General features: G+C 40.7%; 10 protein-coding genes. 2 read left to right on the top strand and 8 right to left on the bottom strand.

Features of this window, described 5'->3' with window-relative positions:
- Together EPU_RS11535 and EPU_RS04360 are read right to left on the bottom strand one after the other, a co-directional pair.
- The coding region (locus EPU_RS11535) for an Hsp70 family protein (RefSeq protein ID WP_010167127.1) at positions 1–2,589 on the bottom strand (2,589 nt) is incomplete at its 3' end.
- Between the two features lie 22 nt (positions 2,590–2,611).
- Positions 2,612–3,406, bottom strand: a complete 795-nt coding sequence (locus tag EPU_RS04360; protein ID WP_029488006.1) for an MBL fold metallo-hydrolase — start codon at positions 3,404–3,406, stop codon at positions 2,612–2,614.
- Positions 3,407–3,615: 209 nt separating this feature from the next.
- Here EPU_RS04360 and EPU_RS04355 point away from each other — a divergent pair, with 209 nt between their 5' ends.
- Positions 3,616–5,067, top strand: a complete 1,452-nt coding sequence (locus EPU_RS04355) for an apiosidase-like domain-containing protein (protein ID WP_029488005.1) — start codon at positions 3,616–3,618, stop codon at positions 5,065–5,067.
- Here the strand turns inward: EPU_RS04355 and EPU_RS12650 are convergent.
- The 4 genes from EPU_RS12650 to EPU_RS04335 form a co-directional block, all read right to left on the bottom strand.
- Complete coding sequence (locus tag EPU_RS12650) at positions 5,000–5,827, bottom strand: hypothetical protein (protein WP_029488004.1); 828 nt, start codon at positions 5,825–5,827, stop codon at positions 5,000–5,002. The two genes, EPU_RS04355 and EPU_RS12650, sit on opposite strands and share 68 nt — an antisense overlap.
- A 12-nt stretch (positions 5,828–5,839) precedes the next feature.
- On the bottom strand, positions 5,840–8,278 hold the full coding sequence (locus tag EPU_RS04345; protein WP_010167122.1) for a midas domain-containing protein: 2,439 nt from the start codon (positions 8,276–8,278) through the stop codon (positions 5,840–5,842).
- A 12-nt stretch (positions 8,279–8,290) separates the two neighbouring features.
- Positions 8,291–8,899, bottom strand: coding sequence for a hypothetical protein (locus EPU_RS04340; protein WP_010167120.1), 609 nt, complete (start codon positions 8,897–8,899; stop codon positions 8,291–8,293).
- 73 nt (positions 8,900–8,972) lie between these two features.
- Complete coding sequence (locus EPU_RS04335; protein ID WP_010167118.1) at positions 8,973–10,073, bottom strand: glycoside hydrolase family protein; 1,101 nt, start codon at positions 10,071–10,073, stop codon at positions 8,973–8,975.
- 172 nt (positions 10,074–10,245) lie between these two features.
- Between EPU_RS04335 and EPU_RS04330 the strand changes: the two genes are divergently transcribed.
- Positions 10,246–12,027, top strand: a complete 1,782-nt coding sequence (locus EPU_RS04330) for a DUF4422 domain-containing protein (RefSeq protein ID WP_010167116.1) — start codon at positions 10,246–10,248, stop codon at positions 12,025–12,027.
- Between the two features lie 102 nt (positions 12,028–12,129).
- Here the strand turns inward: EPU_RS04330 and EPU_RS12645 are convergent, their stop codons facing one another.
- Positions 12,130–13,248, bottom strand: coding sequence for an FkbM family methyltransferase (locus EPU_RS12645; protein WP_010167114.1), 1,119 nt, complete (start codon positions 13,246–13,248; stop codon positions 12,130–12,132).
- A gap of 15 nt (positions 13,249–13,263) precedes the next feature.
- The gene (gene cysC, locus EPU_RS11520; RefSeq protein ID WP_010167112.1) at positions 13,264–13,701 is read right to left on the bottom strand and encodes an adenylyl-sulfate kinase; all 438 of its coding nucleotides are present in this window, start codon (positions 13,699–13,701) and stop codon (positions 13,264–13,266) included.
- Positions 13,702–13,706 lie beyond the last annotated feature (5 nt).

Raw genomic sequence — 13,706 nt, 5'->3', positions numbered from 1 at the left:
ATCAAGTTCAGCAGCTAAGCGATCATCAAGTTCCGGATCGAAAGGTGACATCTGGTCGTCAGTGGCAGTGGTGGCGTAAGCGTCAAGTTCAGCAGCTAAGCGATCATCAAGTTCCGGATCGAGAGATGACATCTGGTCGTCGGAGGCAGTGGTGGCGTAAGCATCAAGTTCAGCAGCTAAGCGATCATCAAGTTCCGGATCGAAAGATGACATCTGGTCGTCGGAGGCAGTGGTGGCGTAAGCATCAAGTTCAGCAGCTAAGCGATCATCAAGTTCTGGATCGAAAGGTGACATCTGGTCGTCGGAGGCAGTGGTGGCGTAAGCATCAAGTTCAGCAGCTAAGCGATCATCAAGTTCTGGATCGAAAGGTGACATCTGGTCGTCGGAGGCAGTGGTGGCGTAAGCGTCAAGTTCAGCAGCTAAGCGATCATCAAGTTCTGGATCGAAAGATGACATCTGGTCGTCGGAGGCAGTGGTGGCGTAAGCATCAAGTTCAGCAGCTAAGCGATCATCAAGTTCCGGATCGAAAGATGACATCTGGTCGTCGGAGGCAGTGGTGGCGTAAGCATCAAGTTCAGCAGCTAAGCGATCATCAAGTTCCGGATCGAAAGATGACATCTGGTCGTCGGAGGCAGTGGTGGCGTAAGCATCAAGTTCAGCGGCTAGGTGGGCATCAATCTCTGGCTCGGCAGCTGTGGAGTAAGCATCAAGTTCGGCAGCTAGGGTAGCATCAATCTCTGGCTCGGCAGCTGTGGAATGAGCATCGGATTCAGTAGCTAGAGGAGCATCAATCTCTGGCTCGGTAGCTGTGGAGTAAGCATCAAGTTCGGCAGCTAGGGTAGCATCAATCTCTGGCTCGGCAGCTGTGGAATGAGCATCAAGTTCGGCAGCTAGGGTAGCATCAATCTCTGGCTCGGCAGCTGTGGAATTAGCATCGGATTCAGTAGCTAGAGGAGCATCAAGCTCGGGTTCAGCAGCTAGGTGAGCATTAGATGCGGTCGTGATTGTATTACAACTTACCTCGCAAGTAAATTTTTCTGATACATTATCGTTGGTCCAAATCTTTACAACCATGATTCCAGCAGTGTTGATTTCAGCTTGAATGTTAATCTTGTCTTTTTGATACAACAGCTCGAGACTATTATAAACTCGATCCGCAATCTTGATTGTGTGATCGTAATCTTCGATGTAAAAGGACAGATTGATTGTGGAGATTCCCTCTTCAGGCACCACGAATTTATCATATATAGGAGATGTATATGGCAGGGCCGCGCCGCTCTTGGCTAATGTAAATATCTTGCCACCCATAACTTCTAGCCCGATCGTATCCTTTAAGGTGATTTGGTTAAATTTGCCAAGATGCAATCCGTAATGATAATATACGGCGCCCAGAGCTACCGATAAATCGGGATTTTTTAGGGCTATTATAGGTGTATCTTTGCCGAGTAATTGCGCCAGTCTTTTCTGTATGAGCGGAAATTGAGTCATGCCACCACTAAGTAATACGGCATCGATTTTGTTTACCTTACCTTCGGCCTTTATGAGAACATCCAAAACGGGATAAATAATATTTTGATACGCGACAGGTTGATTGTTCTTGATATCTGCGATTGTGTAGAGCGAACACTGCGGGGCTAATAACGGCAAAACTATTTGCTCGTACTCATCGAGTGAGAGATGTTCATTAAGATCTACATTATCAAAAATATTATTGTGTATTGCTTCGGCTATGATAGGTTTATTCTTAGGTATATTGGTTGCGTATTGAGAGGTAAGAGAAAACTTTACCGCCTCGGCTATCTGTATTAATTTGGCCATAATTCTTTTTTCTTCGATATGGTCTATGTGTTTCAAATTAAGTTTATCATAAAAATAATCAGCTATAAGCTGATCGAAGGAATCTCCTCCGATTTTGGTATTTTCAGCGATTGCCTGATCGTGTATTACTATTTCTTTGTCTTCAGTTTTATAAATTGTATGTAGCGAAACATCGAGAGTCCCGCCGCCCAAATCATAGACCAGTACATTCTTCGCAACACTAAGAGCTACATTTGTGGAATGTATAAAATGGAATAAAGCAGCTTTTGGCTCATCTAGCAAAATGTTCCTGTTTGTACCATTTTCGTTTTTGATTTTCACACCCGCCATTTGTGCGGCCTGTTTAGTGGCATTTCGCATTTGGGCATTAGATGAGGTGGGGACAGTAATAATAACATCATCTGTTTTTTCTTGATTAACTTTCTTGGCAGTACTCTCCAAAACAAATTGTAATATATAGCTGCTAATTTGTTCTGGTGTATAAACTTGATTATCAATAGAATATACTGCAGAAGTTCCCATGGATGATTTTACTGATGTCACTACTTGATTGGGGATCATAGGCTTAATGCTCTTTGCATATGGACCTACAAGGTGTTTATCATTCTGTATTAATACACTAGATGAAATAGTTGCTTTTTCCTCCATTGAGCCATCTGGCATTTGCACGGGTAGTTCAATAGCATGTGCTTCAAATTTGTTCATTGTGGGGTATCCCCAAGCTATAACTGTATTAGTGGTTCCTAAATCAATAGCATAATAAAAATTCATAATCTCACTCCTCTCGACATTCTTAATTAACTGTATTTAAATAATAAATTTCATGGTCCTTGGTTTCAATAAATTCGAGTATATAATATTCGGATTCAATTTTAGTTTTGAGGGGATTTTCATCCCCGTGATTTTCATTTTGATGAACCAAGAAAATCTTTTGTGGGTATGTAAATTTAATGAGTTCATACAATTCATTAAATCTAGCATGTTTAATAGAGCTCTTGTGCCCTGTTTCTCTATTATTAGTACCTTCTATAATTAAAATATCCAGATTTCGTATTAACTTTAAAGTTTGTTTAATGAATGGTTCGCAGGTAGATAAAGGTAACGAAAAATCTCCGGTATAAAGAATTTTTTTTCCATCTATTTGGATTAGAGTCATGGCAGCACCGTCTATGTGTCCTGCAGGCAAAAACGTAATTTGGGCATTACCGTGAGCTGCAAAAAATACTTCAAAATAATCAAAGGTATAAATTGTTTCGATGATATAATTAATTCTCAGATTATTGTGAGGCATACAGGTTCGTATTTTTTGTTTGGTGATTGGAGTGCTTATAATTCTATGACTATCTGAAAATACGTTGTTAAATAATCCGCCATAATGATCTTTGTGGGCATGTGAAATTATAATAGCATTTAGTTTGTTAAAGTCTTCGCCCAAAGTTTTTTGCACGTTTATGATCGAACTATTATTTGATTCTGCGCCACAATCTAGCAAAATTCTTAGATCGTTCCATTCCAGATAATAGCTGCTAGAACCTATATGATCGCCTCCGCCTATAGCAATAAATTTACCACATTTTATAATAGTCACTCCTTTGTACAAGAGATATCACAATAGATTATATCCCATTATTTTACTATTGTCTATGTTTTGGACGCGTCTAGTATACGATTTTTATTTCTGAGTTGTTTTTTTCTGGATATTTTTATTGACAGATAGATAAAAGATAGTTATAAATAGTTGTGTAAATTTTTATTGCGCGTTTCAAAAAAATTAAATCGATACCAGGAGGCAATCAGATGGATACACTTTTATACGACATATTAGAAATTGATTTAGAACCTGCAATTACTTCGGTTACATTCACATCTCCAAGCTATCAAACATATACTGTTGGGACATTCGCAAAAGCAGATGGCAAGATTTACGCTAGATGCTATATAGACGAGCTGGGCGAATGGCGCTACCAAACCGATTCAGAAGAGGTATTGATAAGATGCGTAGCGGCATCACCGAAATTGCATGGTAAAATTCAGACTGGCGGAAAAAATAATCGAAAATTGATCTATCAAGATGGCACACCCTACTATATGCTAGGCTACGAGTGCGACTGGCTTTTTCACATTGATGATAAAACGAAAACAATTCCCAAAACCTCTATTTTGCTAAACGATATTGCACAAAACAAGTTTAATATGGTCATCTGCAATTTGTGGGTAAACGATACCAAATGGAAATATTCTGGTGGACGCCATACAAGCTACGACTGTTCAAATCCTATCGAAACACCATTCAAACGCAATAACGATGGYACACTAAATTATGATGAGCTAAATCTAGAGTTTTTCGATAAAATCGATATGATTTTCGATATAGCAAAAGACCTAGAAATCACAATTCATTTAATGYTATATGTGTGGAATAAATTAGTAGCATGGCCAAAATTATTTTCGGATCAAGATAACGCTATGTTTAAACATGTAATTAGCAGATATGCTGCTTACCCAAACCTCATATGGGACATTTCCAAAGAAGCTCTAAACGCCGCGACCGAAGAATCAATTATGGCAAAATGCGCAACAGTAAGAGCGCTCGATCCATTTAAAACTTTACTAACAGTCCACGACGATACTTTTTGCCGAAACAACCCTGAGACGATCAACCTACATTCAATCCAATGCTGGGATTATGGCATCCACGACATTATGCTAAATATTTACTATACTGCAGCTGCAAATCCAATTTTAAATGTAGAACATGGTGGCTACGAGAGAGGAATATACGATGTATTTATGGGTTCCTATGACGATCCATATATTTGTTTAGAGCGCAACTATATTATTGCATTTGCTGGAGCATACACGACGTATTATTGGGAAAACACGGCCTGGAATATAGTTATATGGAATCGGAATGATCTTCTACCAGCAGTGCAACCTAAATATCACTACTATAAAAATTTTTACAATTATTTAAGATACATGAATTATGAAAAAGCATATCCAGTAAAAGCATATTCACCATGCCAGATGTGTATGGACGATGGGAAATATTATTATTATCTAAAGTTGCGAGGAACCCGTTGCGTAACGATGAATAATAAAAATCTGTATATAGAAGAACAAGTTTTGGAGTGGTATAACCCGCTAACAGATGAATTTATGCATACAGATACAGAAGGATTTAGGGGCTACCATCCGATGCAATGTCCATTTGGGCAAGAGTTTTCGATATTGCGAATAAAGCATTAAGACTTGGGGTAATAGCAGTCAAACCTGCTGCTGCCGGAGTACCTGCTAGTATAATCATAATCTCCTCTTCTGCCGGAGCATCTGTCGGTGTAATCGCATCGTCTGCCGGAGCATTGGTTGGTGTAATCGCATCGTCTGCCGGAGCATCGGTTGGTGTAATCGCATCTGTTGCCGGAGCACCGGTTGGTGTAATCGCATCTGTTGCTGGAGCATCGGTTGGTGTAATCGCATCGTCTGCCGGAGCATCGGTTGGTGTAATCGCATCTTCTGCCAGAGCATCGGTTGGTGTAATCGCATCGTCTGCCGGAGCATCGGTTGGTGTAATCGCATCGTCTGCCGGAGCACCGGTTGGTGTAATCGCATCTTTTGCCGGAGTACTGGTCGGTGTAATCTCATCGTCTGCTGGAGCATCTGTCGGTGTAATCGCATCTGTTGCCGGAGCATCGGTTGGTGTAATCGCATCGTCTGCCTGAGCATCGGTTGGTGTAATCGCATCTGTTGCCTGAGCACCGGTTGGTGTAATCGCATCTTCTGCTGGAGCATCGGTCGGTGTAATCGCATCTGTTGCCGGAGCACCGGTTGGTGTAATCGCATCTGTTGCCGGAGCACCGGTTGGTGTAATCGCATCTGTTGCCGGAGCATCTGTCGGTGTAATCGCATCTGTTGCCGGAGCATCGGTTGGTGTAATCGCATCTGTTGCCGGAGCATCGGTTGGTGTAATCTCCTCAAGGTTGCATGTGTGTGGGGTAGTGGATGCCAAACTAGGGAAGGCTTAGATAGCCGTTGATGCAACACCGTATGATGCCGTGCTAGAATTTTCCAAGCTCAGCTTAATTGCGTAATAATACTGTTGCCCACATGTCGCTGTTGGATCGGTGTAGGAGATGATTTGCCTGGTAGCTATCTTAATATAATTTGCTCGTGGTTGATCACTTCGATATATATCACAGAAATCGATGCGGTTGAATGTGACCATAACTCCGTCGACAGTATTGTGTGTAGCAACTTCCCAATCGTCTTCAGTATTATTTCGAGACAGGCGGATGTCGATCCATTCTGGTAATGTACTCAGTTTCACACGGGGCATAGTAGTTGTAGTTGCTGTTACCTGATAAAATCCAGAATATTCCTCGTTTGCCGGAGCATCTGTCGGTGTAATCTCCTCTTCTGCCGGAGCACCGGTTGGTGTAATCTCATCTGTTGCCTGAGCATCGGTTGGTGTAATCGCATCTGTTGCCGGAGCACCGGTTGGTGTAATCGCATCGTCTGCCGGAGCATCTGTCGGTGTAATCGCATCGTCTGTCGGAGCATCGGTTGGTGTAATCTCCTCTTCTGCCGGAGTACCGGTTGGTGTAATCTCCTCTTCTGCCGGAGCATCGGTTGGTGTAATCGCATCTGTTGCCGGAGCATCGGTTGGTGTAATCGCATCTTTTGCCGGAGCACCGGTTGGTGTAATCGCATCGTCTGCTGGAGCATCGGTTGGTGTAATCGCATCTGTTGCCGGAGCACCGGTTGGTGTAATCGCATCGTCTGCCGGAGCATCGGTTGGTGTAATCGCATCTTCTGCCGGAGCATCTGTCGGTGTAATCTCATCTTTTGCCCGAGTATCTGATATTATAATCTCCTCTTCTGCCGGAGCATCTGTCGGTGTAATCGCATCTGTTGCCGGAGCACCGGTTGGTGTAATCTCCTCTTCTGCCGGAGCATCTGTCGGTGTAATCGCATCTGTTGCCGGAGCACCGGTTGGTGTAATCGCATCTGTTGCCGGAGCACCGGTTGGTGTAATCGCATCTGTTGCCGGAGCATCTGTCGGTGTAATCGCATCTGTTGCTGGATCATCGGTTGGTGTAATCGCATCTGTTGCCTGAGCATCGGTTGGTGTAATCGCATCTTCTGCCAGAGCACCGGTTGGTGTAATCGCATCTGTTGCCGGAGCATCGGTTGGTGTAATCGCATCTTCTGCCGGAGCACCGGTTGGTGTAATCGCATCGTCTGCCGGAGCACCGGTTAGTGTAATCGCATCTGTTGCCGGAGCATCTGTCGGTGTAATCGCATCTTCTGCCGGAGCACCGGTTAGTGTAATCGCATCGTCTGCCGGAGCACCGGTTGGTGTAATCGCATCGTCTGCCGGAGCACCGGTTGGTGTAATCTCATCTTCTGCCAGAGCACAGGTTGGTGTAATCGCATCGTCTGTCGGAGTACCGGTTGGTGTAATCGCATCGTCTGCCGGAGCATCTGTCGGTGTAATCGCATCTTCTGCCGGAGCATCTGTCGGTGTAATCTCATCTTTTGCCCGAGTATCTGATATTATAATCTCCTCTTCTGCCTGAGCATCGGTTGGTGTAATCTCCTCTTCTGCCGGAGCACCGGTTGGTGTAATCTCCTCTTCTGCCGGAGCATCTGTCGGTGTAATCGCATCTGTTGCCGGAGCACCGGTTGGTGTAATCGCATCTGTTGCCGGAGTACCGGTTGGTGTAATCGCATCTGTTGCCGGAGCATCTGTCGGTGTAATCGCATCTTCTGCCGGAGCATCTGTCGGTGTAATCTCATCTTTTGCCCGAGTATCTGATATTATAATCTCCTCTTCTGCCTGAGCATCGGTTGGTGTAATCTCCTCTTCTGCCGGAGCACCGGTTGGTGTAATCTCCTCTTCTGCCGGAGCATCTGTCGGTGTAATCGCATCTGTTGCCGGAGCACCGGTTGGTGTAATCGCATCTGTTGCCGGAGCACCGGTTGGTGTAATCGCATCTGTTGCCGGAGCATCTGTCGGTGTAATCGCATCTGTTGCCGGAGCACCGGTTGGTGTAATCGCATCTGTTGCCGGAGCATCTGCCGGTGTAATCGCATCTGTTGCCGGAGCATCGGTTGGTGTAATCGCATCGTCTGTCGGAGCATCGGTTGGTGTAATCTCCTCTTCTGCCGGAGTACCGGTTGGTGTAATCTCCTCTTCTGCCGGAGCATCGGTTGGTGTAATCGCATCTGTTGCCGGAGCATCGGTTGGTGTAATCGCATCTGTTGCCGGAGCATCTGTTAATATAATCGCATCTTCTGCCGGAGCATCGGTTGGTGTAATCGCATCTGTTGTCGGAGCACCGGTTGGTGTAATCTCGTCTTCTGCTGGAGCATCGGTTGGCGTAATCGCATCGTCTGCCGGAGCATCGGTTGGTGTAATCTCCTCAAGGTTGCATGTGTGTGGGGCAGTGGATGCCAAACTAGGGAAGGCTTAGATAGCCGTTGATGCAACACCGTATGATGCCGTGCTAGAATTTTCCAAGCTCAGCTTAATTGCGTAATAATACTGTTGCCCACATGTCGCTGTTGGATCGGTGTAGGAGATGATTTGCCTGGTAGCTATCTTAATATAATTTGCTCGTGGTTGATCACTTCGATATATATCACAGAAATCGATGCGGTTGAATGTGACCATAACTCCGTCGACAGTATTGTGTGTAGCAACTTCCCAATCGTCTTCAGTATTATTTCGAGACAGGCGGATGTCGATCCATTCTGGTAATGTACTCAGTTTCACACGGGGCATAGTAGTTGTAGTTGCTGTTACCTGATAAAATCCAGAATATTCCTCGTTTGCCGGAGCATCGGTTGGTGTAATCTCCTCTTCGGCAAATACCAAAGATAGGGTAAACGGACTTGGTGCATTCCACTTGATGATGTCGCCACGCATCAGATGCGTTATTTCCGTCGTTGCGATAGTGTCCTTTGTGATATAGGACGCACCATCTTGAATCCAGTAGTCAGACGATGTGGATTGAGAATTTTCGTTGCTTGGAATGTTAAATCCCATTAGTGTATAATCTTGTGGATTAGAGTTCATGTAAAATTCCTTTCTAATTTTTGCGTTTTTGCGGTAATAAAAAAGCCCTCCCTTGTGAGGAAGACTTGAATTGTTATTGGTTAATTTTCAATACTACGCCGCTGGCGCTATTATAAAGGCCGCCGCGAAGACTGCAGAATAAATAATCTGGTCTATTGGTTTCTGGGTGGAATAAAATCTGAGGTCTTTCGAACCTACCTTTAAGAGGTCTAAATAATGGTTCAGCTTCTTCTGGGAAGTAGTGATAAGACTCTCTAAATCCGATTTGCGGAACGCCATCCCAGTGGAGACCATCGGTAGAAGTAACATAAACTCCGTCTTCTTCATTGCCAAAAACACCCATGCCGCGCATAATTGCCTTGTAGATGCCATCTTCATACCAAATATACGCATCTTCGCATTGAATAGTTGGCCCGAGGTATGAAAATTCAAGATTTGGATTGCCATCATACTTCACGTAAGGGCCTTCTAGCTTGTCTGCAATAGCGACGCCATACATTCTATTGCCATAGCCATTGGTTTCCCTAACAGATTGCTCGCTCCAGCCTTTGTAATACATATAAAACTTACCTTCGGGAGTTACAACAAGAGCAGGATTGGTGGTGCAAATGTCATCCCATTCACCTGGAGCGCCGGCTTCAATTAACGGATGCTCATCAGAGATGCGAGTCCAAGGGCCGTTTACACTTTTAGAAACAGCCATACCAACGCGTTTGCTTCTAATGAGTTTTTTGAAAAAGGCATCTTGAACTTCTTGAGGTTGGTCTAAAAATTCATCACGACTGATGCCTAAATCCGAACCATCCGTACCGAGATAAACTAATACGTACTGATCTCCGACTTTGTAAACACTAGGATTGTGGATAGACCAGCTGTCCCAATGATTTCCACCGCGGCCTTCCAAAGCAATATCAACAAATTCATACGGACCCTCAGGAGAGTCGCTGACAGCGTGAGCAATTTCGCAAGATACAACCCAGCCAACAGGCTTAGCATATTTGTGGACCCATCTGCTATAAAATACATGAACACGACCATCTTCGCCATAAATTGGAGCACAGCCCCAAACTCTATAAAGAGGTGTTTCGAGAATTCTAGTTATTCCTGTTAAGCTTTTGCAGAAATCACTTTCTACATGCTCAGGTTGCTTCATTACATGTTCTGGTTTTTTCATGACATTTACTCCTTAAAAGAAAAATTATAAGTATAGTTTTAACCAATTTTTTGCCATTTATACCAAAAAAAATAATTTATTATAAACGAGCGATCGCTATTAATGCGTATAATTTTTATGCTATCTACCATAATAAGTAATATGAATTTCATTATAGAAAGGAATTGGATGAATGTTAGATATTAAAATATTTGTAGCGCATACGCAAGAGAATAGTATTACGGTGGAAAACCCACTATATCAAAATATTATAACGCAGTCGACAGGCGAGACGAAATTTATTAGAGACAGCGAAGGGAACAATATTTCGAACAAGTACGATAAATACCAGTATTTAACAGTGCAATACTGGGCATGGAAGAACGCAGAAGCAGACTATTACGGACTAGGAATGGAAAACAAGTACCTAAGTTTTTCGAAGAGTAATATTCGTAATAACGCCAAAACTGATTTTGTATATCCGGCTCTATACTTCGATGAACATCCGACAATAGACCCACCGATTAAATTTGAGTATCTCAATAAACAAGTGATTGAGAAGTTAAATTTATTTGAGCAACCGATGCGAGAACTGATAGAGCAACACGACATGATAATCACCTCGCCAGTGGAGTGGGATATAGCGGTGATGGATCAGTTTGAAATTCCTTCTATCTTCGATAACAAGCTAGAGGCAGTGTTGAATATTATCAAGGTAACGAGTCCAGAAATGGCATTAATAGCGGAGGAGTATTTGAAAGGGCGCATATACTATCCGGGATCTTTATATATTATGAAGAAAGAGCTATTTCATGAGTATTGCAACTGGAGTTTTAAAATATTAGAGGAGTTAGAGAATCAGACAGACTTTAGCAATTATTCTGTAGAAGGGTTAAAAATGCTATATTATGTAAGTGAACGATTGCTAGGAATATACTATAGTTATATAAAGCAACAAGGCAAATATAGACTAGCCGAGCTCGACTGGTGCGAGGTGGAGCATGTAGCCGTAGAAGCCGAGGTGATGCCGGCATTTGCAGATACATCAGACTGTATAGTATTAACAACAGATGATAGGTTCATCATCGGTGCTGCGGCAACTTTGATATCACTGGTCAAAACTTCCAATGTAAATAATAACTATGACATCATCATCTTTCATAAGGATTTATCGGAGAAGTCCAAAACCTTGTTGCGTAATGTCGTTGTGCAGCGCATTAACTTTAGTCTTAGATTCTACGATGTTGGTTATGAAATGAGTACTTATAATGTTTATAAGCCCGGTAATAATTGGCAACCATGCGTATACTTTAAATTATTAATTCCTTCTATAATGCATAATTATAAAAAAAGTTTACATTTAGATTGTGATTTAATCATATTAGAAGATATAGCTAATCTGTTGAGTATTGATTTAAAAGGAAACGCTGTAGCTGGATGTGCAGAGATGGGATGTATAACAACTTCTATACGCAGAACATGGGCTAATAAGTATTACCATGAAAAATTGCGTATAACTAATATGGTAGAATATTTCAATGGTGGAGTTATTGTATTTAATATAAATGAGTTTCATAAAATAACTTCTTTGGCACAACTTTTGCACGAAGCAGAAAAAAAACATCTAAATTTAGAACAAGATATATTATCCAAATCATTTGTGAACCATATTTATCTATTACCACAGAGTTGGAATCTAACCAGAGATTTTCTAGGTACAGTAATGAATTTATATAAACAATATCTTCCTTCAAATATCTATCAAAAATATTTAGATGCAAGGCAAAAACCTAAAATAATTCATTATATAGGTCCTTTAAAACCTTGGGATAACCCAAATTTGGAATATGCAAGTTATTGGTGGGATACCATACGTGGAACAGAAATATATGAAATGGCTATAAACTCACAAATACAAAAGAATTTTTCTGAAAATATAAAAAAAACCACTAAAAAGTTTATGGATACATTATAATTACGAAAGTAATAAATTGCTCCTGCTGATAACAATAGCAGGAGTTGTTTTATAATGTTTAAATTTCCATATATTAGTAGTTTTAATACTTGTTTTGACTTTTTATTTTTGAATGGCATATAATACAGTTTCATATGCTGAGTTCGTACCACTACCATGATGTCTCAAATACATAGTATATTTTGGGTTGATATTCTTAAGCCAATTGGTGATAATGATCACATCTTCTAGTTTATGATAAACACAGATTGCTAATTTGGGAGCATATTGTTTAATTAATTGTTCTCCACCTTTTAGCGCTTCTAATTCTGCTCCTTCAATATCCATTTTTATGAATGTAGGAATATCACGGATATTCGTTTTATCGTGAATAAAATAATTATCTAAAGTATCAACATGAATTATAATATTTCCTTCTGTAGTAATACAATTAGCACTACTTTGAGTATTTTCAAATTTAAGTGTATCTTTTTTATCCCATAATCCTACATCATAAATTTCATAATTACTAATAGAGGATATCTCCAAATTTTGTTTGGATAATTTAGCTAGTTTGGGATCAGCTTCAAATAAATATATTTTTTTATAATTTTGTTTATATTTTTCAGCAAATTCAATCGAAGTGCTTGCATTATATACACCAACATCAACAAAAACTTCATTTTCGTTGAAAGAAATTATACTTTTATCAAAATAATTATTTTCAAACATAAATTTTAAAATATTTATTATATTCTCTGGATGTATGCCAATAGATATTAAAGAATCTAATATTTCTGAAAAATAAGTGTGAGAGGCAATTATAATAGGTGTATCAGAATAAGTTGACAATAATTCTGCTTTAGATATTACCTTTATTCCATCTTCTGTTTTTACATTGTCGATATCACTAGGATTACTGACGCAAAATATAACCTTTTTAATATCTTTTATTGCTTCAAATATCGAGTGTCCTAATACACCTGCTCCATAAATTATAATTGTTGGATTGCTAAATTTTTCCACTTCTTTTCTTAGTGTTATTTTTTCTTCTGGATTTACAGCATCTGCTGCAGAACTCACATTTAATTTTCCTAATTCCTCAATACTTGCAGGTGTTTGTTTATATGCATACTGTATTCTTTTGTCAAAGATCTCACGTGACAAGTCATCCGCTAAGCTTTCATAAGCCGTTTTTATTTCATTAAAAGTTATCTTAGTTGTTCCAGTTTCGTCCATCATAATATTTACTCCTTATTAATAATTTAAATAGTTTAATATTTGATTTATAATTTCTTCCACACTGTTGTTTTGAGTGTCGGCAATAAAGTCGGGACTTGCTGGTACTTCATAAGGGCTAGATATTCCTGTAAATTTGCTAATTTCACCCTGTCTAGCTTTTTGATACAACCCTTTAGTATCTCGTTTTTCGCACTCTTCTAAAGAAGTATTAACGTAGATTTCAACAAAGTCTTTGCCTATAATGTTCTTAGCATTCTCTCGATCTTTTTCAAAAGGTGAAATTGCGGCAACTAATACAATGATACCTGCATCATTTAATAGCTTGCTCACTTCTGCAATTCGACGAATATTTTCTACTCTATCCTCCTCTGAAAATCCCAGGTTATTATTTAGATCGATTCTAATGTTATCGCCATCTAATAGCATGGTATGTTTTCCAAAAACTGCTAACATTTTCT

The organism is Candidatus Epulonipiscium viviparus (assembly GCF_000171335.1).
Classification (GTDB): Bacteria; Bacillota; Clostridia; order Lachnospirales; family Cellulosilyticaceae; genus Epulonipiscioides; species Epulonipiscioides viviparus.
Note: the sequence above shows the minus strand (reverse complement) of the source record. Positions and strands in the feature narration are given on the sequence as shown.